Annotated in this window: 23 protein-coding genes; 13 read left to right on the top strand and 10 right to left on the bottom strand. The window is 64.6% G+C overall.

Going from position 1 to position 25699, the window contains the following annotated elements:
• Positions 1 to 103 precede the first annotated feature (103 nt).
• The 4 genes from G452_RS20775 to G452_RS21570 all read left to right on the top strand — a co-directional run bounded on the left by G452_RS20775 (position 104) and on the right by G452_RS21570 (position 5163).
• Entirely contained in the window at positions 104 to 1027 is a 924-nt protein-coding gene (locus G452_RS20775) for a formylglycine-generating enzyme family protein (RefSeq protein WP_022663010.1), read from the top strand.
• An 87-nt stretch (positions 1028 to 1114) separates the two neighbouring features.
• On the top strand, positions 1115 to 1972 hold the full coding sequence (locus G452_RS19740) for a DMT family transporter (protein ID WP_022663011.1): 858 nt from the start codon (positions 1115 to 1117) through the stop codon (positions 1970 to 1972).
• Between the two features lie 116 nt (positions 1973 to 2088).
• Positions 2089 to 3630, top strand: coding sequence for a YifB family Mg chelatase-like AAA ATPase (locus G452_RS0114655; protein WP_022663012.1), 1542 nt, complete (start codon positions 2089 to 2091; stop codon positions 3628 to 3630).
• Positions 3631 to 3660: 30 nt separating this feature from the next.
• Positions 3661 to 5163 carry a P-loop ATPase, Sll1717 family gene (locus G452_RS21570; protein WP_155887760.1) on the top strand — a complete coding sequence of 501 codons (1503 nt, stop codon included), beginning with the start codon at positions 3661 to 3663 and terminating at the stop codon, positions 5161 to 5163.
• Between the two features lie 229 nt (positions 5164 to 5392).
• On the opposite strand, the gene G452_RS0114665 is transcribed toward G452_RS21570, so the two are convergent.
• Positions 5393 to 6013: a single stranded DNA-binding domain-containing protein gene (locus tag G452_RS0114665; protein ID WP_022663013.1), complete on the bottom strand. Its 621-nt coding sequence runs from the start codon at positions 6011 to 6013 to the stop codon at positions 5393 to 5395.
• Between the two features lie 321 nt (positions 6014 to 6334).
• On the opposite strand from G452_RS0114665, the gene msrB reads away from it, so the two are divergent.
• Positions 6335 to 7447, top strand: a complete 1113-nt coding sequence (msrB, locus tag G452_RS0114670) for a peptide-methionine (R)-S-oxide reductase MsrB (protein ID WP_022663014.1) — start codon at positions 6335 to 6337, stop codon at positions 7445 to 7447.
• Here msrB and G452_RS0114675 read toward each other — a convergent pair.
• The 3 genes from G452_RS0114675 to G452_RS0114685 all read right to left on the bottom strand — a co-directional run bounded on the left by G452_RS0114675 (position 7440) and on the right by G452_RS0114685 (position 10378).
• The gene (locus G452_RS0114675; RefSeq protein ID WP_162141313.1) at positions 7440 to 8084 is read right to left on the bottom strand and encodes a substrate-binding periplasmic protein; all 645 of its coding nucleotides are present in this window, start codon (positions 8082 to 8084) and stop codon (positions 7440 to 7442) included. The two genes, msrB and G452_RS0114675, sit on opposite strands and share 8 nt — an antisense overlap.
• Before the next feature lie 443 nt (positions 8085 to 8527).
• A complete protein-coding gene (locus G452_RS0114680; RefSeq protein WP_022663016.1) occupies positions 8528 to 9355 on the bottom strand; it encodes a substrate-binding periplasmic protein in 828 nt (275 codons plus the stop codon).
• Positions 9356 to 9526: 171 nt separating this feature from the next.
• The gene (locus tag G452_RS0114685) at positions 9527 to 10378 is read right to left on the bottom strand and encodes a substrate-binding periplasmic protein (RefSeq protein WP_022663017.1); all 852 of its coding nucleotides are present in this window, start codon (positions 10376 to 10378) and stop codon (positions 9527 to 9529) included.
• Between the two features lie 206 nt (positions 10379 to 10584).
• On the opposite strand from G452_RS0114685, the gene speA reads away from it, so the two are divergent.
• The 4 genes from speA to speB all read left to right on the top strand — a co-directional run bounded on the left by speA (position 10585) and on the right by speB (position 16141).
• The gene (gene speA, locus G452_RS0114690) at positions 10585 to 12510 is read left to right on the top strand and encodes a biosynthetic arginine decarboxylase (RefSeq protein WP_022663018.1); all 1926 of its coding nucleotides are present in this window, start codon (positions 10585 to 10587) and stop codon (positions 12508 to 12510) included.
• Between the two features lie 44 nt (positions 12511 to 12554).
• Complete coding sequence (locus G452_RS0114695) at positions 12555 to 13745, top strand: saccharopine dehydrogenase family protein (protein WP_022663019.1); 1191 nt, start codon at positions 12555 to 12557, stop codon at positions 13743 to 13745.
• 131 nt (positions 13746 to 13876) lie between these two features.
• Entirely contained in the window at positions 13877 to 15163 is a 1287-nt protein-coding gene (gene nspC / locus G452_RS0114700) for a carboxynorspermidine decarboxylase (RefSeq protein WP_022663020.1), read from the top strand.
• Positions 15164 to 15238: 75 nt separating this feature from the next.
• Positions 15239 to 16141, top strand: a complete 903-nt coding sequence (gene speB, locus G452_RS0114705) for an agmatinase (protein ID WP_022663021.1) — start codon at positions 15239 to 15241, stop codon at positions 16139 to 16141.
• Between the two features lie 5 nt (positions 16142 to 16146).
• On the opposite strand, the gene G452_RS19745 is transcribed toward speB, so the two are convergent.
• The 3 genes from G452_RS19745 to G452_RS0114720 form a co-directional block, all read right to left on the bottom strand.
• Positions 16147 to 16587: a BLUF domain-containing protein gene (locus G452_RS19745; RefSeq protein WP_022663022.1), complete on the bottom strand. Its 441-nt coding sequence runs from the start codon at positions 16585 to 16587 to the stop codon at positions 16147 to 16149.
• Between the two features lie 108 nt (positions 16588 to 16695).
• Positions 16696 to 17607: a hypothetical protein gene (locus tag G452_RS0114715; RefSeq protein WP_022663023.1), complete on the bottom strand. Its 912-nt coding sequence runs from the start codon at positions 17605 to 17607 to the stop codon at positions 16696 to 16698.
• Between the two features lie 105 nt (positions 17608 to 17712).
• On the bottom strand, positions 17713 to 18582 hold the full coding sequence (locus tag G452_RS0114720; protein ID WP_022663024.1) for a patatin-like phospholipase family protein: 870 nt from the start codon (positions 18580 to 18582) through the stop codon (positions 17713 to 17715).
• Positions 18583 to 18755: 173 nt separating this feature from the next.
• On the opposite strand from G452_RS0114720, the gene G452_RS0114725 reads away from it, so the two are divergent.
• The 3 genes from G452_RS0114725 (at position 18756) to G452_RS0114735 (ending at position 21518) form a co-directional block, all read left to right on the top strand.
• Positions 18756 to 19187 carry a FecR family protein gene (locus tag G452_RS0114725; RefSeq protein WP_022663025.1) on the top strand — a complete coding sequence of 144 codons (432 nt, stop codon included), beginning with the start codon at positions 18756 to 18758 and terminating at the stop codon, positions 19185 to 19187.
• 10 nt (positions 19188 to 19197) lie between these two features.
• A complete protein-coding gene (locus tag G452_RS0114730; RefSeq protein WP_022663026.1) occupies positions 19198 to 19800 on the top strand; it encodes an OmpA family protein in 603 nt (200 codons plus the stop codon).
• Between the two features lie 179 nt (positions 19801 to 19979).
• On the top strand, positions 19980 to 21518 hold the full coding sequence (locus tag G452_RS0114735; protein ID WP_022663027.1) for a bifunctional GNAT family N-acetyltransferase/carbon-nitrogen hydrolase family protein: 1539 nt from the start codon (positions 19980 to 19982) through the stop codon (positions 21516 to 21518).
• A 129-nt stretch (positions 21519 to 21647) separates the two neighbouring features.
• On the opposite strand, the gene G452_RS0114740 is transcribed toward G452_RS0114735, so the two are convergent.
• Positions 21648 to 21818 carry a winged helix-turn-helix transcriptional regulator gene (locus tag G452_RS0114740; RefSeq protein ID WP_022663028.1) on the bottom strand — a complete coding sequence of 57 codons (171 nt, stop codon included), beginning with the start codon at positions 21816 to 21818 and terminating at the stop codon, positions 21648 to 21650.
• A 158-nt stretch (positions 21819 to 21976) separates the two neighbouring features.
• Here G452_RS0114740 and murI point away from each other — a divergent pair, with 158 nt between their 5' ends.
• Positions 21977 to 22891, top strand: a complete 915-nt coding sequence (gene murI / locus G452_RS0114745; protein ID WP_040368764.1) for a glutamate racemase — start codon at positions 21977 to 21979, stop codon at positions 22889 to 22891.
• 15 nt (positions 22892 to 22906) lie between these two features.
• On the opposite strand, the gene G452_RS0114750 is transcribed toward murI, so the two are convergent.
• Both G452_RS0114750 and G452_RS20780 read right to left on the bottom strand, forming a co-directional pair.
• Entirely contained in the window at positions 22907 to 23524 is a 618-nt protein-coding gene (locus G452_RS0114750) for a LysE family transporter (protein WP_027189306.1), read from the bottom strand.
• A gap of 97 nt (positions 23525 to 23621) precedes the next feature.
• Positions 23622 to 25691 (bottom strand): hybrid sensor histidine kinase/response regulator, encoded by a 2070-nt coding sequence (locus G452_RS20780; RefSeq protein ID WP_162141314.1) that lies wholly within the window; start codon positions 25689 to 25691, stop codon positions 23622 to 23624.
• Between the last annotated feature and the right edge of the window lie 8 nt (positions 25692 to 25699).

Here is a 25699-nt window from a genome sequence, read left to right on the forward strand (position 1 = left end):
CTTCCGCCCTTGCCGTTTTTCCCACGCCCCGGTACAGAAACGGTATCCGCTTGCGGGCCGCAGGCCCCGCGGACATCCGCAACACCATCCAAGGAGCGTGCGCATGCGTCCCCTGTTCCCCGCCGTTCACCTCGCCGCCTGTCTCGCCGCGCTCTTGCTTGTCTGCGCCGCCCCGGCCATGGCCGAAAGCGCGAAGCCCGATCCGAAGGCTCCGGAGCTGCCCGTCTGGAACGACCCGACCACCGGCATGGAGTTCGTGCTCCTGCCGGGCGGCTGTTTCCTCATGGGCAGTCCGCAGAACGAACCCGGCCACGAACCCGGCGAAGAAACCCGGCAGGTCTGCGTGGACCCGTTCTGGATGGGCCGCTACGAGGTCACGCGGGCGCAGTTTTCCAAATTCGCGGACACGGCGGGGTACGTGACCAATGCCGAGCGCCAGGGCTGGATCCGGGTCTGGGAATACCGCTGGATGAACGTCTACCACGAGGACTGGCGGGAGCCGCACTTCAAGCAGGGCGACGACGAGCCCGTGCTGACCATGGACTGGGACGACGCCGAGGCCATGGCCGCGTGGCTGAGCAAGCGCGGCAACGGACGCTTCCGCCTGCCCACTGAGGCCGAGTGGGAATACGCGGCCCGCGCCGGGACCACCACCGCCCGCTACTGGGGCGACGCCTACGACGAGCGCGTCTGCGCGAACGCCAACGTGGGCGACATGACCAACATCGCCGCCTTCGGCAATCTCTCGGGCGACCCCTCGCCCGCCGCGCCCTGCGAGGACGGCTACGTCTTCGCCTCGCCCGTGGGCAGCTTCGCGCCCAACGCCTTCGGCCTCTACGACATGCTCGGCAACGCCCAGGAGTGGTGCGCGGAGGAAAACCCGGACGATCCCAAGCTGGGCCACATGGCCCGCGGCGGCAGCTTCCTCTCCATCACGGACGACGTGCGCGCGGCCAAGCGCGAATGGATCAACCCGGAATACGGCATCTATTTCACACTGGGCTTCCGGCTCGCGCGCGACAAATAGCGGCGCCGGAACGCTTTTTCCACTTGATGCCCGGCCGAGGCAAAGCGTATTCCCTCCGGGTACGCCCCTCAACCCGGAGAGCGAATCTTGCAGCAGAATACGCGCGCGGCCCTGCTCATGGCCCTGACGGCCCTGATCTGGAGCTCCGGCGGGCTGGTCATCAAGCTCGTGGACCTGCACCCCATGGCCCTGACCGGGACGCGCAGCGCGCTCTCCGCCCTGACCCTTCTCGCGCTCTTTCGCGGGCGGCTGCGTTTTTCCCTGACTCCGGCGCGGCTGGGCGCGGCCCTGGGCTACGCGGGCCTGCTGATCACCAACGTGGTCGCCACCAAGCTGACCACCGCGGCCAACGCCATTCTCCTGGCCTACACCGCGCCCATCTACGTGGCCCTGCTCGCGCCGCTCTTCCTGGGCGAGAAGACCCGCCGCTCGGACTGGTTCTGCATCGCCGCAACCCTGGGCGGCATGGTGCTCTTCTTTCTGGACAGGCTTTCGCCCGCCGGGCTTTGGGGCAACGCGGTCGCCGTGGGCACGGGCCTTTCCTACGCCCTGTTCACCCTCTGCATGCGCGCCCAGAAGGACGCCTCCCCCGTGGAATCCGTGATCCTGGGCCACGCGCTCACGGCCCTGGCGGGCCTGCCCTTTCTGGTCCACGGCCTGCCCGGCGGCGAGGCCCTGGCCGGGCTGGTCTACCTCGGCATAATCCAGCAGGGCGTGTCCCTGGCGCTCTATGTCTGGGCCATCAAGCGGCTCGGCGCGCTGGAGGCCATCCTGATCATGACCCTGGAACCGATCCTGAATCCGGTCTGGGTCGCCCTCGGCTACGGCGAGCTGCCCGGCCCCTGGGCCGTGCTCGGCGGGATCGTGGTCGTGGGGGCCGTGACCCTGCGGGGAATCCTGGGTTCCCGGCGCAGGCCGCCCGCCCCGCAGCAAGCCTCGGCCTGATCCGGTTGCAACGCGGGCCGCCCCGAAAGGAGCCGGAAGAGTCCACCGGCCTTGCCAGAAATCGGCAAACCGCCTACCAACTATCGGAAACGCCACACCCGAACCGGAGCCTCTCCATGCTCGCACGCGCCACTGCCGCCGCCCTGCTCGGAATCGACGCCTTTGAAGTCGCCCTGGAAGCGGACCTCTCCCGGTCCGGTCTGCCCGCCTTCACCCTCGTGGGCCTGCCGGACGGCGTTGTCCGCGAGGCCAAGGAGCGCGTCTTCACCGCGCTGCGCAACCGGGGCTTCAAGCTGCCGCCCGCGCGCATCACCGTGAACCTCGCCCCGGCGGACGTGCGCAAGGAGGGCAGCGCCTACGACCTGCCCCTGGCCGTGGCCCTGGTGGCGGCTTCCGGCATGCTCGACCCGGAAAAGCTCGAAGGCTGGTACATGGCCGGGGAGCTTTCGCTCACGGGCGAGCTGCGCCCCGTGACCGGAGTCCTGCCCATGGCCGTGCAGGCGCGGGCCGCCGGAGCCAAGGGGCTGATCCTGCCCATGGAAAACGCGGGCGAAGCCGCCGTGGTCCAGGGACTGGACGTGTATCCCCTGGCGGACCTGGGCCAGGCCGTGCGCTTCCTGAACGGCGAGGAAGCGCTGGAGCCCGCCGCCGTGGACATCGACGCGCTCTGGGACGAGCGCAGCGAATGCCTGCTCGACTTCAGCGAGGTCAAGGGACAGGAGCACGCCAAGCGCGCCGTGGAAATTGCGGCCGCAGGCGGCCACAACCTGCTTTTCATCGGTCCTCCCGGCTCCGGCAAGACCATGCTCGCCCAGCGCATCCCCTCGGTGCTGCCGCCCCTGGCGTTCGACGAGGCCCTGGAAGTGACCAAAATCTATTCCGTCGCCGGGGAGCTGCCGCGCAAGCGCTCGCTGATGGTGGCCCGGCCCTTTCGCAGCCCGCACCACACCATCTCGGACGTGGGCCTCGTGGGCGGCGGGCATTACCCCCGGCCCGGCGAGGTTTCCATGGCCCACCGGGGCGTGCTCTTCCTCGACGAGCTGCCGGAATTCAAGAAGCACGCCCTGGAGGTGCTGCGCCAGCCCCTGGAGGACGGGCGCGTGTCCATCTCGCGCTCCCTCGTGACCCTGACCTACCCGGCGGACTTCATGCTCGTGGCGGCCATGAACCCCTGCCCCTGCGGCTACCAGGGCGACGAACGGCACGAGTGCTCCTGCTCGCGCCGCAGCGTGGACAACTACCGCGCGCGGCTTTCCGGCCCGCTGCTCGACCGCATCGACCTTCAGGTGGAGGTGCCCGCCGTGCCCTGGAAAGACCTCAGCCGCACGCGCGGCAGCGTGGACTCGGCCACCATGCGCGACCGGGTGCTGGCCGCGCGCAAGGTCCAGGCCGCGCGCTACGCGGACCTGCCGGAAAACCGGCGCATCCGCACCAATGCCGAGCTTTCCGGCGCGGCCCTGGAGCGGCATTGCGCCCTGGACGACGCCGGGCGGGAATTTCTGGGCAAGGCCGTGAAGACCCTGGGGCTTTCGGCGCGGGCCTACACCCGCATCCTGCGCATCGCCCGGACCATAGCGGACCTGGACGGCGCGGAGAGGATATTGACAACATGCTTAGCAGAAGCTATTAACTATAGATCACTAGACCGAATAAAATAGCATCCTCTTCTTGAGGGGAAACATCATCGAATGAAAAATCTGACGACTCTTCAGCAATTTTTTTTAAGCGGTACTGCCGAAGGTGACTCTCAATTTCTAAATCGAGTTTTTGTCCCATCTGAGCAGTTGGCTGAACTTCTTTCGATCCCAGCAGGCAGCCCTAGGCTTTTAATCGGAAACAAAGGCATCGGTAAAACGGCACTTCTTTCGTATTTAAACTCGATTGCTAAAAAGTACTGCGTCCCTACATTATTACTGGCTCCAGACGATCTAAATTATAGCAATCTCGGCAACAATAATGACATCGCCACGATAAAGCGCATATTATATAATTCATTGGTACACAGTGTGTCCAAATGCATCGGAACCCAGTTAAAAGGATTACTCTCTGCAGATGAAAAAATAATATATGATACAGCAATTGCTGAGGGGCTTACTAAACCGGATCTGATCACGAACCTCGCTTCCTTGCTTCCCAAGATAGGAGCAGAAATTTTAAAAATCAATTCAAACAGCTTCGCTTTTGATCTTGGAGGGAATCGAGGAGGAGAAGCCTTGGCACTTTCTGTTAAAAAATACTTAATGTCCTCCAACAAACTTTTCTTTCTCTTCTTGGATGACATTGATCAAATTTCTTCGCCTGACTCCAGTGCAAACCTTAACCGCATATGGGGCCTACTCCTTGCTGCCAGGAAACTTGTTCAACAGAATATACAAATTCGTTGTATTATATCTGTTCGTACTGAAGTATGGACGCGACTTGTCTCTGACGATGCGGGGCAACGGGATCAAGTTGATCATTTTCAACCACTTGTCATCAACCTCAAAGCCAGTGATGATTACATTCACAGCATTATATACAAAAGAATTAAAATTGCAGCAGAAGAGCTAGGATATAATGCTGAAGACCCTTGGAGTTGCTTTTTCTCTACAAAAGAAGTCACACTCCCAAAAAGTAAGGAAACCCGAAAATGGGGGAACTTCATTATCAAATCGGCAAGACAAAGGCCAAGAGATGCAATACAGCTTGTGCATTTCTTAGCAAAGACAGCTTTGAGCATTGGACACTCACATATTTCTGATGCAACGATCGAATCTTCATTGGTGCAATATTCCACTGGGGCTGCACGATATTTAGTTGGCGAAGTTGGAACCGATTGTAACAATTTTATGGAGGTGATTAGATCCTTCGCAGACCTAGATACCTTCTCTATTCCTTTTGAAAAATTAAAAAAACACCTCTCCTCGATGCCCTCCAGATTCAGTCTCACAATACGAGGAATTACCCTTGGCAATGATCGTGATAATGACTTTTTTACTTTATTAGCTCTTTTACACGAATCTGGCTTTATTAATCCGCGTGTCAAAGATAACTCTATGCCACGAGGCTACAATCACATCACCTTTTTCGATGACCCATACCTAGTCAATCGTTCCCGTCTTAACCAATTGCAACAGACTCTATCGTGGGATATTCACCCTGCTTTTCGTTCATTCCTTTTAGATATTCAAAAAGATCGATTCCATGCTTAGTAAAAGCATGCCACTTTGTATACCTTATGCCATTATAGATTTATACAATAATATGTCATAGTTCGATGTCCTCAATGTCTTCATAGTTACCGCTCAAACTTATTTATAAACACAATACCCCCTATTCGCTGCGGTTATATCTTATTTTCTTGCCACAACGCCCCAGCTCGCCGAAGCCATCAACTACCGGACCCTGGACCGCCACGACGGCTGAGGACAGCGCTCCGGATCACGGCTTGGCCGCGTACACGGTCACGACCCCGCCGCGCCACTCCCGCGCCACGCCGTTTTCAATCTCCACGCGGTCGCCCTCGGCCACGCCGTCCACGAATTCGCCGAGCACGCGCCGCGACCCGTCCGGAAGCCAGGCCTCGCCCCGGCCGTGGGCCAGGCGCGCGCCGTCGCGGAGCACGCTTTCCCCGCGGTAGAGGCAGGAAACCAGCCGCGTCCTGCCGGGCAGCCGCGCCAGCGCCGTTTCCTCGTCCACGTAGCGGAACACGTATTCCGACTCCTCCTGCGCCTCGCGCAGCATGAAATCGATGAGCGCCTGCATGGCCTCCCGGAACTGCTCCTGCGTCTCGGCCCGCTTCACGGCCTTCTCGTACGGCCGGGACTTGCTGCGGGGCGTTTCGCAAAAAACGAACCCGCCGGGCAGCGGACGCATAAAGCAATAGCCGTTCCTTCCCTCCTGCCGCATCTGCAACAGATACATGCCGCTGCCGACGTCCAGCGTCCGCAAGCTTCCGCGGCTCGGCGCCTCGGGCCATTGCTCCTTGACGTACTCCAGCCCTTGCGGCGTCTCCAGCAGCGTCACGACTTCGTTGTCCAGGACCACGACGCCGGGTTGCAACGGTTCCGCTGCCGTGGAATCGAGATATGAAAACTTCGATTCTGCGGAAACAACGCAGCCGGAAACACAGCACAAGAGTACGAAAAGCAAAGGCAACGATATTTTATTCATGGCTTTCTCCGAAGTCGCATAATGCAGAGGATGAACCAGACTACGATATTTGCGCAATGCTGCCAATGCGGACGGACGGGGAAGGCCCTCCATGCTCTGACCGGTCCCCGGAAGAAGCCTTTGTTTCGTCCTGTTTGTTTCCCCCTTTACTTTTCTAAGAATGATTCCTATGTTAAGGATAGAAAACAATCCCCACCTGGGAGGTGGAACATGAAGACGACCCTCATTCTGACGCTCGCACTGGGCGCGCTGGCCATAGGAGCCTTGGCTCCCGGCGGTTTCCGGACCGGCCGGGCCATGGCCGGAGTCGCCGACAGGATTCCGAACCGCGACAGGCTCAAGACAGCCGTATTCGCCGGAGGCTGCTTCTGGTGCACGGAATCCGATTTCGAAAAGGTGCCCGGCGTGGTCGAGGTCATTTCCGGATACACCGGCGGTCAAGTGAAGAACCCCAGCTACGGCCAGGTCTCCTCCGGCGACACGGGACATCTCGAGTCCATCCAGGTCTGGTATGATCCGGACAAGGTCGGCTACGAATTCCTGCTGGACTGGTTCTGGCGGCACGTGGATCCCACGGACGCCGGAGGATCGTTCGTGGACCGGGGCGAGCAGTACGCCTCGGCCATCTTCTACGCGGATGCGGAGCAGAAGCGCCTGGCCGAGGAATCCAAGGCCCGCCTGGAGGCGTCCGGAGTATTGTCCAAGCCCGTGGTCACGCCCATTCTGCCGCTCGGCACGTTCTACGAAGCCGAGGACTACCACCAGGACTACCACAAGGAGCACTCCCTGAAGTACGAATTCTACCGCTACCGTTCCGGGCGGGACGACTTCCTGGACACGACCTGGGGCGACCGCAAGGACAGCCTCTCCCCGGTGCTTTCCGAGGGATACGTCAAGCCGGGCGAGGCTGAACTGCGCAAGATGCTGACCCCGCTGCAATACAGGGTCACGCAGGAGGAAGGCACGGAAAAGCCCTTTGACAACGCCTATTGGGACAACCATGAGCAAGGCATCTACGTGGACCTGCTCTCGGGCGAGCCGCTGTTCAGCTCCACGGACAAGTTCGACTCCGGCACGGGCTGGCCGAGCTTCACGAGGCCCCTGGAACCGGACAACATCGTCACCCGCGAGGACCGCAAGCTCTTCTCCGTGCGCACCGAGGTGCGCAGCAGGCAGGGAGACAACCATCTCGGACACGTCTTCGACGACGGTCCCGCGCCCACAGGCCTGCGCTACTGCATGAACTCGGCGGCGCTGCGCTTCGTGCCCAAGGCGGAGCTGGAAAAGCAGGGCTACGGCAAGTATCTGGAACTGTTCAATTGACCGGAGGCAGAGGATAGGGCGAGAATTCGTCCGTTTGGAAATATCGGCGGTAGAGCGCGGCATAGGTCCCGTCCCGGACCATGCCGCGCAGGACGGCGTTCCAGGACCGGACCAGCTCCGGATCCGCCTTGGCGCAGAAGGCGATGTTGAGCGTGTATTCGTCCATGACCAGGGCGGGCTCCACCTTGGGCATCAGGACGGTATACTCCGGATCCAGGATAAGGGAGGAGAGGTTGGACCCGGCCACGAGATCGACCCGGCCGTCCACCAGCATTTTCCAGCCGAAGACGTCCACGGGCACCACCTGGAGATTGGAGAAGCCCCGGCTTTCCATGTAGACCATGCGCGCGTCCCCGCCGGACACCGCGATTCTGTCGAGGCCCCTGGCGTCCTCCAGGCTGGAGAGCCGGATCAGCGAGCCTTTGCGCCTGTAGAGAATCCATTTCGCCTTGAGGAGCGGCTCGCTCCAGAGGAAGTCCTGCTCGCGCTCGGCAATGCGGTACACGGGGAAAATCGCGGAATCCGGATCGGTTTTCGCTTCCATGTAGCCGCGTATCCAGGGCAGCAGCTTGATCGTCCCCTGGCCCCCGGTCCGGCGCAGGGCCTCCTGCACGAGTTCCACCATGAACCCGCTCATGGCGCCGGTTTCGTCGATCTGGAACGGGCGGCCTTTTTCCGTATAAAGACGCAGAGGCCCGGCCCATGCGCCCGATGCTTCGAAAACCGCCGGCAGGACCAGACAAAGCGCCAAACAGAGGGCCGCCGCCCGAAATCGGCCGCCAAAACGTCGCGCCATGCCGCGTTTCCGGCCAAGCATGCCGGAAAATGCTCTTTGGTTCATTCGCGTATTTTTAGCCGACGTTTTCAAGATTAACAACGTTTATCGTCCTGCATGCGTGCCGCAGTACGCCACGGTGCTCATATGACAAGGATGAAGCATCCGACTTCCTTCCATATTATCGCATCAGGAAGTCGCGGCACGCTGAGGAGGGATGCGGACGCCGGGGCGCAGCCGCCCCGCGCTGCCGCAGAGCGGCATGCGCCCGGCATCGAGGAAACGCGGAAGAAGGATCCTTGGACTCAGCGGGTCACGGGAATCGCCGCGTAGGCCGGGGAGGCGTACCACGTGCGATACAGCTCGGCGTAGGTTCCGTCCGAAAGCATGCTCTCCAGGGCTTTGGCGCAGGCTTCGACCACGGCGGAATCCGTGCCCTTGGAGAGCACGGGATAGAGCTTGATGGTGCGCAGTTCCAGGGCGGTTTCCAGTTCGCCCGCAAGCGCAGCCTGCTCCGCGAAGCCTGTCTGCTCGGGAGGCAGATCGCTGCCCACGAGCAGGTCCACCCGGCCGGAAACGAGCATGTTTCGCCCCAGGCAGGGATTGCTGACCACTTCAAGATTGGCGAAGCCCTGCCGCGCCAGGAATTGGTGGCGCGCATCCCCGCGATAGACCGCGATGCGCTCCACGCGGCGGGCGTCGTCCAGGCTTTCGATGGCCAGGGGCGAGCCGCGTTTCTTGAAGAGCACCCAGCGGACCTTGAAGATCGGGGCGAGCCAGTGGAAGCGGTCTTCCCGGTCCCGGAGGAAGGACGTCGGAAACAGCAGCACGTTCGGTTTTTCCAGGGCGACCTGGTAGGCGCGCTTCCAGGGAACGACCTCGACCTTTCCGGCCACGTGCGCCCGGCGCAGCATCTCGCGCATCAGCTCCACGAGAAAGCCGGAGGGCGCGCCCTTCGCATCCCGCACCACGGCGCTCTGCTCGGTGTAGACGGTCAGTCGCGGAAGGCTCTCCGCCCGCGCGAGCGGGACATGAACAGCAAAATTGATACACAGCAGGGCGTAAACGGCAAAGCGAAGCGTAACGGCGTTTTCCGGGACGAAGCGTATGAACCGTGCGCGAAAAAAGAACATTCATGGCCTCTCGGGGCGTTGATGCAACAGGCGGAGCGTCGTCGGACTGCATTGAAGCCCCAGGGCTATGCAACATTTTTCCGCGCAGATCAACCCGAAACTGATACAGCAGCGGCGAACCAGACAAGCGTTGCGTCCGCGTCCGCATGGTTTCGCCGCTTCGGCGGCGCGCTATGGCTTCGGCTTCTGGGGGGCGTAGTCGCGCGCGGCGTACCAGCGCCGGAAGATGCGCTCGTAGGTGCCGTCGGCGAACATCGACTTGAGGGCCTTGTCGCAGGCCCGGACCAGGGCGGGGTCCGAATCCAGGGAAAGAACCGGATGCAGCACGGATTCGGAGAGGGTCAGGGCGGGGTCGAGGGTGCTCCGGTCCAGGCGCTCGGCGTAGTCCGTCTCGCTCACGGAGGCGTCGCTGGCCGCGAGCAGGGCCACGCGCCCCTGGAGCAGCATCCGCCAGCCCTGGGCCGTGCTGTCCACCACCACGAGGTTGCTGAAGCCGAGCCAGCGCAGGTACTGGTGGCGGACATCCTCGCGGTAGACCGCGATGCCCTTCGCCAGCCGGGCGTCGTCCAGGGATCGGACGCGGAGCGCGTCGCCATGCTTGGAATAGAAGATCCAGCGCACCCGGAACACCGGATCCAGCCAATGAAACAGATCCTTGCGCTCCGGGATGTAGGCCGTGGGAAACAGCAGCACGTTCGGCCGGTCCTGGGCTTCGACATATGCCCTTTTCCAGGGGACGACCTGGATTTCCGCGTTCAGATGCGCGCGCCGCAGCATCTCGCGCACCAGCTCGACGAAAAACCCGGCAATGCGGCCGTCCGCCAGCCGGGTGACGGCGCTTTCCTCGGTGTAGACCATGAGCGGGGGAGCGCTTTCGGCGGCGTCCGAAGCGGCGGAAACAGCCGCGCAAGGCAAAAGAAGCAGCACGGCCAGGATGCAGACCTTGGCGAGCCGGCGCACAGCGCCTCCCGCATCTGTCCGGACCCTTCCGGGCGTTTGCCCGCCCGCTTCGTCTTGCACCATGCGCCTCCTGTTCCGTCTTCGCCCAGCGTACCCGCCGCTCCCGCCGGGCAATTCCGCATCGGTTGCAATCGCGGCTACGGTCTGTATACTCTCTGCTTGACTTTGAAGCCACCAATATATAATGCGGCTGTTCCGGTGGGGGCCCCTTTCTGTGCGGCCCCGGCACGCCTGCGCCGGAAATCCCGTAAAACATAGGGGGAGCTGGAATGCACCGCACCCTGGAACGCTGGAACAAGACCAAATCGGCGGAGCTCTACGGTATCTCCGAGTGGGGCAGCGGATATTTCGACGTCAACGAAAACGGCGACGTGGTGGTCATGCCCTTTCCGGGCGACCGCACCCGGGCAGTGAGCATTCCGGAAATCATTTCCGGCATCCAGGCGCGCGGCCTGGACATGCCCGTGCTCCTGCGCATCGAGAACATCCTCGACTCCCAGATCACCCTGCTCAACGAGAGCTTCATCACGGCCATGCGCGACCTCGGCTACCGGGGCACGTTCATGGGCGCATACCCCATCAAGGTGAACCAGCAGCAGCAGGTCATCGAGGAAATCACCCAGTTCGGCTCGCGCTACCACCACGGCCTGGAGGCCGGCAGCAAGGCCGAGCTGATCGCGGCTATGGGCATGCTCCGCGACAAGGAAGCCATGCTCATCTGCAACGGGTACAAGGACGAGGAGTTCATCGACATGGCGCTCTACGCCACGAAGATGGGCTTTCACTGCGTGCTCGTGGTCGAAATGCCGGGCGAGCTGCCCCTGATCATCGAGCGCAGCAAGGCGCTGGGCGCGCGGCCCATTCTCGGCGTGCGCATCAAGATCACCTCCCAGGCCAACTCGCACTGGGCAGAGTCCGGCGGCGAGCTTTCCATCTTCGGCCTGAACACCCGCCAGGTCATCGAGGCCGTGGACCTGCTCAAGGCCGAAGAGATGATCGACTGCCTCCAGCTCGTGCACTACCACCTCGGCTCGCAGATCTCGAACATCCGGGAAATCCGCACCGCCGTGGGCGAGGCCTGCCGGGTCTACGCCGGGCTCGCGGCCGAGGGCGCGAACATGCGCTACCTCGACCTCGGCGGCGGGCTGGCCGTGGACTACGACGGCTCCCAGACCAACTTCATGTCCAGCCGCAACTACTCCCTGGACGAATACTGCATCGACATCGTCGAGGCGGTCATGACCACCCTGGACGACGAGCAGAACGAATACAAGGTCGAGCACCCGGTGATCATCACCGAGTCGGGCCGCGCCCTCGTGGCCTACTATTCCATGCTGCTCTTCAACGTGCTCGACGTGACCCGCTTCGAGCCGGAGCCGCCGCCCGCGACCCTGCCCGAGGACACCCACGCCACCATCCGGTACATGTTCGACACGCTCAAGGGCCTTTCCGTGCGCAATCTCCAGGAAGGCTTCAACGACGCGATCTACTACCGCGACGAGGCGCGCCAGCTCTTCAGCCACGGCAAGATCACCCTGCGCGAGCGGGCCATGGCCGAGTCCATCTTCTGGACCACGGTCAACGAGATCGCCCGGCTCTCGGACCAGCTCAAGCACGTGCCCCCGGACCTGGCCAACATCCACAACGTGGCCTCGGACGTCTATTACTGCAACTTCTCGGTCTTCCAGTCCCTGCCGGACGCCTGGGCCATCGGCCAGCTCTTCCCGGTCCTCCCCGTGCACCGCCTCGGCGAAGAACCCACCCGCCAGGGCATGCTCACCGACATCACCTGCGACTGCGACGGCAAGATCGACCGCTTCATCGACCGCCAGGGCGTCAAGCGCACCCTGCCCCTGCACGAGCTCAAGGAAAACGAGGAGTATTACCTCGGCGCGTTCCTCGTGGGCGCGTACCAGGAAACCCTCGGCGACCTGCACAACCTGCTCGGCGATACCAACGTGGTCACGGTCAAGATCCGCGACAACGGCGAATACGACTTCGTGGGCGAGCTGGAGGGCGACTCCGTGGCCGACGTGCTCTCCTACGTGGAATACGACCCCAAGGCGCTCCAGGTGCGCTTCCGCGAAACCGCGGAAAACGCGGTGCGCGAGGGGTCCATCACCCCGCAGGAGCGCCGCGAGATCATGCGCGCGTATGACCGCGGCCTGCGCGGATACACCTACTTCGAACGCTAACCAGCCCGCTCCCTGAAGCGGCGCAAACATTGGGAGGATACCCGATGCCCAAGGTTTTGATCATCGGCGCAGGCGGCGTCGGCAGCGTTGTTGCGCACAAGTGCGCCCAAGTCCCCGAGGTCTTCGAGGAGATCCTGCTCGCCAGCCGCACGCTGAAAAAGTGCGATGACATCGCCGCGTCCATCAAGTCGCGAACAGGCCGCGACATCCGCACCGCCCAGGTGGACGCGGACAACGTGGCCGAGACAGTGGCCCTGATCAAATCCTTCGGTCCCGACCTCCTGCTCAACGTGGCCCTGCCCTATCAGGATCTCGCGCTCATGGAAGCCTGCCTGGAAACGGGCGTGGACTACCTGGACACCGCCAACTACGAGCCGCCGGACGAGGCCAAGTTCGAGTACAAATGGCAATGGGCCTACCAGAAGCGCTTCCGCGAAAAGGGCATCATGGCCCTGCTCGGCTCCGGGTTCGACCCCGGCGTGACCAACGTCTACTGCGCCCACGCCATGAAGCACCACTTCGACGAAATCCATGTCCTGGACATCATCGACTGCAACGCGGGCGACCACGGACAGGCCTTCGCCACCAACTTCAACCCGGAAATCAACATCCGCGAGATCACCCAGCGCGGGCGCTACTGGGAGCGCGGCGAATGGGTCGAGACGGACCCGCTCTCCTGGTCCATGAACTTCGACTTCCCCGAAGGCATCGGCGAGAAGAAGTGCTACCTCATGTACCACGAGGAGCTGGAGTCCCTGGTCATGCACCTGAAGGGCCTCAGGCGCGCCCGGTTCTGGATGACCTTCGGCGAGCAGTACCTCACGCACCTGCGCGTGCTGGAGGGCATCGGCATGACCTCCATCGAGCCCGTGGAATACAACGGCCAGATGATCCAGCCGCTCCAGTTCCTCAAGGCCGTGCTGCCGGAGCCCGGCTCCCTCGGCCCGCTGACCAAGGGCCGCACCTGCATCGGCTGCCTGATGCAGGGGATCAAGGACGGACGCGAAAAGAAGCTCTACGTCTACAACGTCTGCTCCCACGAGGAGGCCTACCGGGAGGTCGGCTCCCAGGCCATCTCCTACACCACGGGCGTCCCGGCCATGATCGGGGCCATGATGGTGCTCACGGGCAAGTGGCGCAAGGAAGGCGTCTGGCACATGGAACAGTTCGACCCGGATCCGTTCATGGCCGCCCTGAACAAGCACGGCCTGCCCTGGGTGGAGACGGTCCTCTAGCGGACCGGCTTTCCGCCGCCGGGCAACGGCTCCCGCTCCCGGCCCGCGACGCTGACCCCGCGCGGGCCGGGGACGGAAGTCCCCGTCATCCCTGAACCGCCGCCGCAAGGTCCGGCCCGCGAGGTCACGCCATGTCCGACCCAAAGACCGCGCACCATTCCACGCCGCCGTCCCGGCCGCCGGAGCCGCCCTACGACGGCTCCGCCGAGGCCCGCTTCGATCCCGCCGCCCTGGAACGCACCCCGGCCTTCGTCGTCGGCGAGGAGCTGCTGCGCGCCAACGCGGAAATCCTGGCCCACGTGCGCCGCGAAGCGGGCTGCAAGGTGCTCCTGGCCCTGAAGTGCTTCTCCATGTTTCGGGTCTTTCCGCTCCTGGCCGGATATCTCGACGGCATCTGCGCCAGCTCGCCCCACGAGGCCCGGCTCGGCCGCGAGGAGTTCGCTGCCCAGGCTCCGGGCAAGGAAGTGCACAGCTTCGCCGCCGGATACGACGAGACGGACGTGCGCGAACTGGCCGGAACCAGCGACCACCTCGTGTTCAACTCCCTGGCCCAGCTCGAACGCTTCGCGCCCCTGGCCCGGCGGGTCGCTGCGGACCAGGGCCGTGCCCTCGACATCGCCATCCGCATCAACCCGGAGCATTCCGAAGGGGCCGTGCCGCTGTACGACCCCTGCTCGCCCGGCTCTCGCCTGGGCATCCGCCGCGCCCAGCTCGACGCGGGCCTGCGCCGCGCCGGAAGCCCGGACGCGCTGCTCCAGGGCGTTGCCGGGCTGCACTGGCACAACCTCTGCGAGCAGGGCGCGGACAACCTCGAACGCACCCTGCGGGCCGTGGAGGCCCGTTTCGCCGACGTCCTGCCCCGGATGCGCTACGTCAACTTCGGCGGCGGCCACCACATCACCAAGCCCGGCTACGACGTGGACCGCCTGATCCGGCTGATCCGCGAATTCAAGGCCCGCTGGGGCACGGAGGTCTACCTGGAACCGGGAGAGGCCGTCGCGCTCAACGCGGGCTGGCTCGCGGCCACGGTGCTCGACGTGCTGCCCGCCGAGTTCGGCTCGGACCTGCCCCTGGTGATCATGGACAGCGCCGTGCCCTGCCACATGCCGGACGTCATCGAGATGCCCTACCGGCCCCACGTCGTCGGCTCGGGCCAGCCGGGCGAAAAGGCCTGGACCTGCCGCATCGGCGGGCCGTCCTGCCTGGCCGGGGACTCGGCCGGGGAATATTCCTTCGACCAGCCCCTGCGCGTGGGCCAGCGCATCGTCTTCGCGGACATGGCCATCTATTCCATGGTCAAGACCAACACCTTCAACGGCATCCGCCTGCCGGACATCGTGCTGCAAAAAGAGTCCTCCGGCGAGCTGGAACTCGTGCGCCGTTTCGGGTACGAAGACTTCCGCGCGCGCCTTTCCTGACCCGCTGCGCAGCAAAGCCGCATCGCGGAGCTAGCTTCCGGAAGAAATCAATCAACCTCAAGGGAAATCAATACGATGGATCAGCCGAATTGGAATGGCGTGGAATTCGAGGCCCCGGATTTCCTCGAGTCGGAGCTGGCGGACCGCAGTCCGGAGAACTGCCGCTTCCACGTCATTCCCGCGCCCTTCGAGGCCAGCGTGTCCTACGGCGGCGGCACCGCCAACGGCCCGGCGGCCATCCTGGAGGCGTCGCAGCAGCTGGAGGTCTGGGACGGGCTTTCCGCCCCGGCCGTGCTCGGCATCCATACCACCCCGGCGGTGAACGCGGGCGGAACGGCCCAGTCCGTGGTCAGCCGCATCGAGGCCGCCGTGTCCTGGGTGGCCGAGCGCGGAGCCGTTCCCGTGCTGCTCGGCGGCGAGCACACCGTGACCCTGGGCGCGCTGCGCGCGCTGGCCGCGCGCCACGAGCGCTTCGGCATCGTCCAGTTCGACGCCCACGCGGACCTGCGCCAGAGCTACGAAGGCTCGAAGCTCAGCCACGCCTGCGTGATGCGCCGGGCTCTGGACCTGACCTGCACGGACGGCCTGCATCCCGAAATCTTCCAGATCGGCGTGCGCGCGCTCTCGCCCGAGGAGGTCGCCCTGCGCCGCGAGCGGGGCATCGCCCACCTGGACGCGCGCGCCCTGGCCCTGCACGGCATTCCCAGGCCCCTGCTCCCGCCCGACTTCCCCGAAAAGGTCTACCTGACCTTCGACGTGGACGGCCTCGACCCCAGCGTGATCCGGGCCACGGGCACGCCCGTTCCCGGCGGGGTGGGCTGGCACGACGCCCTCACGCTTGCGGAAATGGCCCTCAAAGGCCGCACGGTGCTCGGATTCGACGTGGTGGAACTGGCCCCGGCCGAAGGGGACCACGCCTCGGACTTCGCCGCGGCCCAGCTCGTCTACGCCCTCATGGGCATGGTCCAGCGCGGCTGAAAGCTTCACCCGCAGCCGGAAACGTCCACCTGCCCCCGGTACGTCTCGGCCACTTCCAGCAGGAAGGTCCGGGCCGCGTCCCCGCTCATGAGATACGGGTCGTACTTCTCCAGCACGGCATACCTGTCCAGCAGGCCCAGCGGGATGTTCGTCGTGGCCACGGCGGCCATGCTCCAGTCCGCGAAATCGCGGCGGTGGATGTAGCCGTATTCGAGCAGTATCAGGCTGTGGTGCTTGGGATTGTCGAGCAGCCTGCGATAGAGGTCGTTCACTGATTCGCGCGGACCTTCGATCCATTGCAGGAAGGAATCCCCGGAATGGCAGAGAATGCCGGTGATGCTGTCGCGCTTGTTCAGGCGCCGGGATTCCTCAAGGATCGACTCCAGGTCGGCCTCGCTGAAGCCCTCGACGGGTCTGCTCGCGTAGATCAATCGGACCATGTACATGTCTTTGCTCTCCCTTCTGCGGGCGAACGCCGCCCAGCTCCCCCAAGCATAGCATACCAGCGCGCCGGCGCAACACGTCCGAGGGATTCTTCTTCTCCGGGAACGCCGCTACAGCCCGTATTCGTCCTTGAGCCGGTGAAAGGCCTGCTCTTCCATGTCGCGGTAGCGGGCCTTGTCCAGGAGCGTGGGCTGGCCCGTGGGCGGCACGTCGTGGTGCATGTATTCATAGATGTCGAAATGCTTGGCCACCTTGCCCCGCAGATGCATCTCGCGGAACCACTGGCAGCCCACGTCGAGAATCTGCTTGCCCACGCCCACGATGGCCCCGAAGGGCGTGACCCTGCCGTGGGGCGCGGTCATTTTTCGCGCGGTCTTGAGGTCGATGAGCGCGCACCATTCGTTGACGCGGCATTCGGGCAGGGGCCAGGGCTGGTCCTGAAACATGGCGTGCATGCGCGGCAGGTGGTAGGCGCGCATGAGCGAGCCTTCGGGCGCAACGGTCTTTTTGTAGAGGTCGAGCAGTTCGGAAAAGCCGGGCCGGTAGTCGAGGTGGCGTTCGGAGCCGCACCTGCCCGTGAAGGCCGCCGGGCAATACCAGCACTGGCCCACATGGCCGATGGCCACGGCGTCGCCGATGTTCTCCAGCAGCGCCCCGACCACGTCCCCGTGGAATACGGCGTCGTTATGGATGATCAGGACATGGTCCTTGTCCGACATCTCCCAGCCGTACTGGTAGCGCACGGAGTGGCGGTAGTCCGTATCGCCCAGCTTGTCGTACTCCACGCCGAAGCAGTAGTTCCATTGCTTCGGCTGGAAATAGACGATCTTGTGCTTCAGGCGTTCGAGCACGTAGTCGTACTGCCCGCTCTGGATGTCGTAGCCCATGGAGCGGGTGTTTTCCTCGATGAAGTAGATCCTGTCGATGCGCCCGCCGCAGGCGCGGTCCAGGGAGAGCAGCGCCAGCGTGGTCTGCCAGGGCTTGCCGCAGACGCTGATGATCACGTCGATTTTCTTGCTCATGGCATGTCCGGATGGATGTTTTCAGGGCTCGGCCCCGGAACCTGCCGGGTCCGAATGGCCCCGGATACCTTTCCGCGCTCCCCAAGGCAAGCCCCGGCCCCAATCTCAGCCCAGGTAGTCCATGAGCCCGCCCCATTTTTCCCGCGCGTCGTCGTGCCCCCGCCGGATCACTGCGCGCAGCACGTCCTTGTTCCGCTCCACGCGGCCCACGCCCAGGGGGGAGGAAGGCCGGATCACGAAAATCTCGCCCCGCGCCTCCAGCGCGTCGATCTCGTCCATGAGCGCGTTGTAGCGTTCGTGGCGCTCGGCCAGGGCCGCGCGCAGCCCCTGGAGCCGGGGGTGGCGCAGCCGCACGAGCCAGAGCCCGCGCGTCGGGCCTTTGCGGTAGCCCCTGGGCTGGGTCAGCACGAGCACGCGGCGCGAAAAGCCCAGGGCGCGGCTTTTGTCCAGGGGGATGGGATCGGCGATGCCGCCGTCCATGAGCAGCCGGACGCGGCCCTCCGGGTCGGTCCAGGGCACGGGCCGGGCCAGCACGGGCAGGCTGCACGAGGCCTGGAGCAGGGTCATGGTCTCGACCCGGTCCCAGCCGGATTTCTCGTGATACACGGCCCTGCCCGTGGCGCAATCCGTGGTCACGGTCCAGAAGCGGGCGGGATTGCCCAGGAAGGCGTCGTAGTCAAAGGGCACGAGCCGGTTCGGAATGGCGTCGAAGATGAAGCGCATGCCGAAAAGGTCGCCTCCGCGCAGCAGCCGGGCATAGCTGAGGTAGCGCGGATCGTTGACGAATTCCACGTTGACGATCTCGTTGCGCTCGGTCTGGCGCGAAATGTAGTTGGCCGCGTTGCACGCGCCCATGGACACGCCCAGCACGTTGGGGATGAAGAGCCCGCGGTCCATGAAGAGCCGGAGCACTCCGGTGGTGTAGACGCCGCGAAGGCCGCCGCCTTCGAGCAGGAGAGCCGTGCTTGAATCCATCGCTTCCGCTTTGCCCGCCGCACCCGTCCTGGCCGGGGGCGGTCCGTTTTCCGTTTGATATTCTGCCAAGATCGGGAACAGGACCTATTTACGCAACACCCGTTCACTGATAGTCTTTTTCCCTGTTCCCTGCAAAGCCGTCCGGTTTGCGCCCGTACGCCGAAGGAGTGACCATGCGATTCTTTCTTCCGGTTTTCGCCTTGCTGCTCTTTTTCGCTGCCGGAGCCCAGGCCGAGGAGTTCGTCGGCTCGGTGAAATCCGCGGACGGGGACGCCGTCATCGTCCGCCAGGACAAGAATCTGCCTGCCCGGATCGGCGAGCACCTCCTGCGCGGCGACGTGCTCCGCACGGGCAGCGGCAGCATGGGCGTGCTCTTCCGGGACGACACGGCCATCTCCCTGGGGCCGAACACGGAGATCGACGTGCAGGAATTCATCTTCGACCCGCACGGCGGCAATCTCGACTTCCTGGTCCAGGTGACCAAGGGCTCGGCGGCCTTCGTCACGGGCCAGCTCGGCAAGATCCGTCCGGCAGCCTTCAAGGTCGAAACCCCGCAGGCCACCATCGGCATTCGCGGCACCCGCTTCGTGGTCGAAGTGAACTAGGAGTTCCGGCATGAAAACCATCAAGCATTGCTGCATGTTCGGACTGCTGCTCGCGGCCCTGCTCCTCTCCGGCTGCGGGCGAGAAACCGTGGTCCTCCTGCCCATGCCGGACGGCGGTCCCAGCGCCGTGGTCGTCACCCCGAAGGAGGGCGCCCCGGTCCTGCTGAACACGCCGGGCGAAGCCGTGGACGTCAGCGGCAAGAGCGCGGGAACGGCCTATTCCCTTTCCGAGGAGCGCATCCAGGCGCGCTTCGGGCAGACGATCAAAAACCTGCCCGACCCGCCCCTGCATTTCCTGCTCTACTTCGAAAGCGGCACGGCAGAGATGCTGCCTGGCTCACGCGCGCTGCTGCCCAAGGTGCTGGAGGCCGTCAAGGCCCGCCAGTCCACGGACGTGAGCGTGGTCGGCCACGCGGACCGCGAAGGCAACCGCAAGTGGAACTACACGGTCTCCCAGCGGCGCGCCGCGGAGGTCAGCCGCTGGCTGAAGAAAATGGGCGTGGACCCGGAGATCATGGAGGTCACCTCCCATGGCGAGGAAAACCCGCTCGTCCCCACTGCGGACGGCGTGGCCGAGCCGAAAAACCGCCGGGTGGAAGTCATCGTCCGTTGACGCTCCCCAGGGGACAACGGCTTTCCTGAATATTATCCAAGACGTTCCGCGGCCCGCCCCTTTCCGGAGCGGGCCGCTTTTTTATTCCACACATCGCGAATTTGCCCTTTCCTGCGGATCAGGTATGCTGGAAGCTGGACAAGCTTCCAGCCCGCCGACACCTTCAACCCGCAAAAGACATGACTGAAAACGAGACCACCCACAAACTGAGGCTCCGAAACCTGACCCTGGACGACTACGACCGCGTGCGCGAGATCTGCAGCAGGGTCTACCGCATGACCAAGCCCTGGACCCAGGAGGAAATCGCCTTCATGGTCCGGCGCTTCGGCGAGGGGCAGATCTGCATCGAGGACAAGGGGCGGCCCGTGGCCGTGGCCCTGTCCCTGATCATCGACTATTCCATCTTCGGCGAGAACCACACCTACGAGGAGATCATCGGCGACGGCAAGATGCGCAAGCACGACCCGGACGGCGACTACCTCTACGGCATCGAGGTCTTCGTGGACCCGGAATACCAGGGCATGCGCCTGGGCCGCAGGCTCTACGACGCGCGCAAGGAACTCTGCGAGCAGCTCAACCTCAAGGGCATCCTCGTGGGCGGCCGCATTCCCGGCTACCGCGAATACGCCGAGGAGCTGCGGCCCCAGGAATACATCCAGAAGGTCCAGCTGCGCGAACTGTACGACCCGGTGCTCTCGTTCCAGCTCTCCAACGATTTCCACATCAAGAACATGCTCCGCAACTACTGGCCGGAGGACGAAGCCTCCCTGGGCAACGCCGTGCTGCTGGAGTGGATCAACATCAACCACGAAAAGCGCACGCGCATCTTCGGCGGGACCAAGACCGTGGCCCGCGTGGGCGTGGTCCAGTGGCAGATGCGCCGGTTCGAGTCCTTCGAGGACTTCATGCAGCAGGCCGAGTTCTTCGTGGACACGGTTTCGGACTACGGCTCGGACATCGTGCTCTTTCCGGAGCTGTTCAACGCGCCGCTGATCCACCAGTTCGACGACCGCAGCCCGGCGGACGCCATGCGCGCCCTGGCCGGACACACCGAGCGCATGCGCGCGGAAATGAGCGAAATGGCCCTGGCCTACAACATCAACATCGTCACGGGCAGCGTGCCGGAACTCCAGGAGGACGGGAAGCTCTACAACGTCTGCTACCTGCTGCGGCGCGACGGCACCTGGGACAGCCAGTACAAGCTGCACATCACCCCGGAGGAGTCCTACAGCTGGGGCCTGACCGGCGGCGACAAGCTCAAGGTCTTCGACACGGACGTGGGCAAGATCGGCATCCTGATCTGCTACGACATCGAATTTCCCGAACTGGCGCGGCTCCAGGCCGAGCAGGGCATGCGCATCCTGCTCGTGCCCTTCTGGACGGACACCCGCAACGCCTACCTGCGGGTGCGGCGCTGCGCCCAGGCCCGGGCCATCGAAAACGAATGCTACGTGGCCATCTCCGGCAGCGTGGGCAACATCCCCAAGGTCGAGACCATGGGCATCCAATACTCCCAGGCCGCCATCTTCACGCCCTCGGACTTCTCCTTCCCGCACGACGCCATCGCGGCCGAGGCCACGCCCGGCGTGGAAACCACGCTGATCACGGACCTGGACCTGGGCCTGGTCAAGGAACTGCGGGCCAAGGGCAGCGTGCGCAACGCCGAAAGCCGCCGCACCGACCTCTACAAGCTGGAATGGCTCGGCCACGAAGATTGAGCCTCGCGGCCCTCGAATCCTGATACGCACGACGACAGAGCGGCCCGCTCCCCGGTTCAAGGGGGCGGGCCGCAACGGTTTCCACGCGGAGGGAGGTGACGTGGGAGATGCGCCGATCAGGCCGGAACGCTACGCGGGTTCGTAGAAGCAGCGCCGGGGAGAGACGATCGCGCCTTCTTCCCTGAGCGCCTTGACGGCCTTGGAAACCTCCTTGGGGTCGAGGCCCAGGGCCTTGGCCACGTCGCCGGGTCGAATCGGCTTGCCCGCGGCCTTGATCGCTTCGAGAACCTGTTCGCGCATGTCCTGCTCCTGTCGGGTTGGGGTTGATCGAAGAGTGTGAATAATTCCTATTACTATTTTTGGATCACGTCAACCACAAAAGATCCCGGACGGAAATTTCCCGCGCGCAACCAGGGCTTTCTATGGACAAGCCCCGGCAAATGGGGCTAGTCCGGGCCATGCGATCCAACATTTCCGGGCCGGACGCGGCCCTTCCCATCGGTGTTTTCGATTCCGGCGTGGGCGGACTGACGGTGCTTCGCGCCCTGGCCGCGCGCCTGCCCGGCGAGGATTTCCTCTATCTCGGCGACACGGCCCGGCTGCCCTACGGCGCCAAGAGCCCCGCCTCGGTGGCGCGCTACGCCGTGCAGTGCGCGCAGGTTCTGGCCGCGCGCGGCATCAAGATGCTCGTGGTGGCTTGCAACACGGCCTCGTCCGTGGCCTTGCCCGTTCTGCGGGAGAGCTTTCCCGACCTGCCGGTGCTGGGCGTGGTCCGGCCCGGAGCGCGGGCGGCCTGCGCCCGCTCCGCCACGGGCCGCATCGCGGTCCTGGCCACGGAAAGCACCGTGCAGGGCGGAGCCTACCAGCGGGCCATCGAATCCATCCGGCCCGAAGCAGTGGTCCGGCAGCGGGCCTGCGCGCTGTTCGTGGCCCTGGCCGAGGAAGGCTGGACCCACGGCCCCCTGGTGGAAGCCGTGGCCAGGGAATACCTGATTCCGCTCTTCGCGGAATTCGGGACGCAGGGTCCGGACAGCATGGTTCTCGGCTGCACGCATTTTCCCGCCCTGGCCGGGGCCATCGCCAACGTGGCCGGGCCGGACGTGGCCGTGATCGATTCCGCGGACACCACGGCCGCGGAGGTGGAGGAATATCTCGTGCGCGAGGGGCTCCTGCGGGGCGGGCCGCACGCGGAGAAAAAGGACGCAGGACAAGGGGCGGACATCTGCGCGCAGGTCTGCGCGGAAGGCGTTCCCGGCGTTCCCGACCGGGTGCGCTTCCTGGCCACGGACGGGGCCGAGCGCTTCGCGCGGGTGGGCGGCGTGTTCCTGGGCTGCCGTCTGGCGGCGTCCTGCGTGGAGATCGTGGACCTCTAGCCCGGACGCCTCGGCCTAGCGCTGGGCCAGGGCCAGCCGGATGCCGAAATACAGCATCGCTCCGCCCAGGGCGCGGGAAATCCAGCGCTGGGCGCGGCCCAGGCCCTGCTTGACCGGGGCGTGGGTGGCCAGCACGGCCAGAAGTACGAACCAGCCCCCGACCACGAAGGCGCATTCCAGGCCGTAGAGCGCGCGCACGCCCAGGGGCGCGGCCGCGGGCACGACCACGGAATAGAAGGCGATGAAGAAAAGCGGCGCCTTGGGATTGAGCAGGTTGCAGAAGAAGCCCTGCCGGAAGGCGCGCCAGGGGCTGATGTCCGGCCTGGAATCGACGCTTGCCGAACACGCGGCCCCGCCCCCGCTGCGCAGGCTCTGCCAGCCCAGCCAGCAGAGGTAGGCCGCGCCCGCATACTTGACCGCGGTGAAGAGCGCCACGGACTGGGAGATGAGCACGGCCAGGCCGAGCAGGCTGTAGGAGGTGTGCACGAGCATGCTCGCGCCCACGCCCAGGGCCGTGAGACAGGCGCTGCGCCGCGAGTAGAGCATGGAATTGCGCATGACCATGGCGAAGTCCGCGCCCGGAGCCATGGCAGCCAGCAGAATGAAGAGCGTCACGCCCAGAAACTCCAGCATGGTGAACCTCCGCTCCGGCTGTAGCACGCCGCTGCCGGGCCAGGCAACGCCGTTTGCGACGCACGAAAAATCGCCTTCATGATCGGGATGTGCGGAATCAGGCGGGCACGCCGAAAAGTTCGCCCAGAACCCGCCGCAAATCCTCGCGGTCCACGGGCTTGGCCAGATACGCGTCCATGCCGCCCGCCAGAAATTGCTCCCGGTCGCCCTTCATGGCGTGGGCCGTGACCGCGACGACGGGCAGCGCGCGGTTGGCCGCGCCCACCTCGCCCGCGCGGATGCGCCGGGTGGCTTCCAGCCCGTCCATGATCGGCATCTGCACGTCCATGAGCACGCAGTCCACCCGCTCCAGGGCGAGCAGGTCGAGCACTTCCCTGCCGTTGCCCGCCTCGATGGGACTGTGGCCCAGCTTTTCCAGAAAACGCCGCATGGCCAGCCGGTTGACCCGGTTGTCCTCGCCGATGAGAATGCGCAGGCCCTTGGGCTCGGCCCTGGTCTGCGCGGCCCTTGCGCGCTGCTCCGCGTCCCTGTCCGGACGCTCGTGCTCCCCGACGCTGCGCGTGGGCAGGATGACCCGGAATTCCGTGCCCCGGTCCGGCTCGGAGGAGATTTCGACCTCGCCGCCCATGAGGTCCGTGAGCCGCCGCACGATGGACAGGCCCAGGCCCGCGCCGCCGTAGGCCCGCGTGCTGGAGGCGTCGAGCTGGCAAAACGGCTCGAAGCAGCTTTCCACCAGCCCGGGATCGATGCCGATGCCCGTGTCGCGGACCACGATGCGCAGGCGCTCGGAAGCGGCGTCCTGACCGGCCGCGACCCTCGCCAGGACATGAACCCCGCCGCTGCGCGTGAACTTCACGGCGTTGCCGATGATGTTGAAGAGCATCTGGCGCAGCCTGCCGGGATCGCCCGCCAGCCAGTCCCCGTTCTTTGCATCCGTTTCCCAGCTCAGGCCGATGCCCTTGCGCCGGGCCTCTTCCACGAACAGCCCGCAGACCCCGCCCACCAGCTCCGACAGTGAATACGGCTCCTCGACCACGTCCATGGCGCCCGCCTCGATCTTGGAGAGGTCGAGCACGTCGTTGATCACGGTCAGCAGGTTGCGCCCGGAGTGCAACGCGGTCTGGACGTATTCCTCCTGCTCGCGGTCCAGGCCCGTGTCCCGCAGGATTTGGAGCATGCCGAGCAGGCCGTTCAGCGGGGTGCGCACCTCGTGGCTCATGTTGGCCAGAAAGCGGCTCTTGGCTTCGGAGGCGGCATGGGCCGCGTCGCGCGCCTCCACCAGCTCGGCGGTGCGCTCCGCCACCCGGCGGCGCATGATCATGTTCATGCCCGCGAGCAGCATCAGCACCGCGCCCACGAGGCTGAGGCCGGGCAGCAGCCAGCGCGGCACCATGTCCGGGGCGACGCCGCCGAACCAGCGGGCCTGGGAGCGGTGGTACACGGAATCCCGCTCGCGCATCATGGCCGTCACGCGTGCGTCCAGGGCCGGGAGCAGGCGCCGGGGATCGCCCAGGGGAGCGGCGAAGCGTATCTCGATGGGATTGAAGACCACGGGCGTGGCCCGCACGTCGTACTGGCCGGAATTCTGGGTGCCGAAGATGCGGTTCACGGCCACGGCCTCGGCAACGCCGCTATCCAGGGCTTCGAAAAGCTGACGATAGGTGTCGTACTCCACCACGGCGTATTCGATGCCGAACTTGTCGAGCGCCTTGAGCAGGGCCGCGCCGTGGGTGTCGCGTCGCTGCACGCCGATGATCCGGCCCCGAAGATCAAGCAGGGATTGGAGCGGATCGTCCCGGCGGACATAGATCTGCCCCCAGTTCGTCAGCAGCGTCTGCTCGGAAAAGGCGAGGAATTTCGAGCGGGCTTCGTCATAGGCCACGGCGGGAAGCAGGTCGATGCTCCCCGCGCGCACCGCGTCGAACACATTGGTCCAGCGGTCGAAGACATATTGGATGCGCCAGCCTCGCTCGCGGGCGACCTGCTCCAGGATGTCCACGAAAAACCCGGCGGCCTCGCCGTCCTCGTCCCGGAAGATGATCGGGCGATTGTCATAGACGCCGACGCGGATGAGCAGCCCGGAAGGCGGCTGCTCCGCGCGCGCGGGAAAAGACAGGGCCAGCGCGAAAAGCGCCGACGCGAAAAGCGCGGACAAAATGCGTGACAACAACCGAA

The sequence above is a fragment of the Paucidesulfovibrio longus DSM 6739 genome (genome assembly GCF_000420485.1).
Lineage (GTDB): Bacteria > Desulfobacterota > Desulfovibrionia > Desulfovibrionales > Desulfovibrionaceae > Paucidesulfovibrio > Paucidesulfovibrio longus.

What these genes read in the sequence shown, in the direction of transcription:
- G452_RS0114695 (WP_022663019.1), top strand. Translation starts at nt 12,555, where the DNA reads ATGCCCAAGGTTTTGATCATCGGCGCAGGCGGCGTCGGCAGCGTTGTT.
- G452_RS0114685 (WP_022663017.1), bottom strand. Translation starts at nt 10,378, where the DNA reads ATGGTGCAAGACGAAGCGGGCGGGCAAACGCCCGGAAGGGTCCGGACA.
- murI (WP_040368764.1), top strand. Translation starts at nt 21,977, where the DNA reads ATGCGATCCAACATTTCCGGGCCGGACGCGGCCCTTCCCATCGGTGTT.
- msrB (WP_022663014.1), top strand. Translation starts at nt 6,335, where the DNA reads ATGAAGACGACCCTCATTCTGACGCTCGCACTGGGCGCGCTGGCCATA.
- G452_RS0114730 (WP_022663026.1), top strand. Translation starts at nt 19,198, where the DNA reads ATGAAAACCATCAAGCATTGCTGCATGTTCGGACTGCTGCTCGCGGCC.
- nspC (WP_022663020.1), top strand. Translation starts at nt 13,877, where the DNA reads ATGTCCGACCCAAAGACCGCGCACCATTCCACGCCGCCGTCCCGGCCG.
- G452_RS20775 (WP_022663010.1), top strand. Translation starts at nt 104, where the DNA reads ATGCGTCCCCTGTTCCCCGCCGTTCACCTCGCCGCCTGTCTCGCCGCG.
- G452_RS0114680 (WP_022663016.1), bottom strand. Translation starts at nt 9,355, where the DNA reads ATGTTCTTTTTTCGCGCACGGTTCATACGCTTCGTCCCGGAAAACGCC.
- G452_RS0114740 (WP_022663028.1), bottom strand. Translation starts at nt 21,818, where the DNA reads ATGCGCGAACAGGTTCTCGAAGCGATCAAGGCCGCGGGCAAGCCGATT.
- G452_RS0114750 (WP_027189306.1), bottom strand. Translation starts at nt 23,524, where the DNA reads ATGCTGGAGTTTCTGGGCGTGACGCTCTTCATTCTGCTGGCTGCCATG.
- G452_RS0114655 (WP_022663012.1), top strand. Translation starts at nt 2,089, where the DNA reads ATGCTCGCACGCGCCACTGCCGCCGCCCTGCTCGGAATCGACGCCTTT.
- G452_RS0114720 (WP_022663024.1), bottom strand. Translation starts at nt 18,582, where the DNA reads ATGGATTCAAGCACGGCTCTCCTGCTCGAAGGCGGCGGCCTTCGCGGC.
- speB (WP_022663021.1), top strand. Translation starts at nt 15,239, where the DNA reads ATGGATCAGCCGAATTGGAATGGCGTGGAATTCGAGGCCCCGGATTTC.
- G452_RS21570 (WP_155887760.1), top strand. Translation starts at nt 3,661, where the DNA reads ATGAAAAATCTGACGACTCTTCAGCAATTTTTTTTAAGCGGTACTGCC.
- speA (WP_022663018.1), top strand. Translation starts at nt 10,585, where the DNA reads ATGCACCGCACCCTGGAACGCTGGAACAAGACCAAATCGGCGGAGCTC.
- G452_RS0114675 (WP_162141313.1), bottom strand. Translation starts at nt 8,084, where the DNA reads ATGAGCGGGTTCATGGTGGAACTCGTGCAGGAGGCCCTGCGCCGGACC.
- G452_RS0114735 (WP_022663027.1), top strand. Translation starts at nt 19,980, where the DNA reads ATGACTGAAAACGAGACCACCCACAAACTGAGGCTCCGAAACCTGACC.
- G452_RS0114715 (WP_022663023.1), bottom strand. Translation starts at nt 17,607, where the DNA reads ATGAGCAAGAAAATCGACGTGATCATCAGCGTCTGCGGCAAGCCCTGG.
- G452_RS0114725 (WP_022663025.1), top strand. Translation starts at nt 18,756, where the DNA reads ATGCGATTCTTTCTTCCGGTTTTCGCCTTGCTGCTCTTTTTCGCTGCC.
- G452_RS19745 (WP_022663022.1), bottom strand. Translation starts at nt 16,587, where the DNA reads ATGTACATGGTCCGATTGATCTACGCGAGCAGACCCGTCGAGGGCTTC.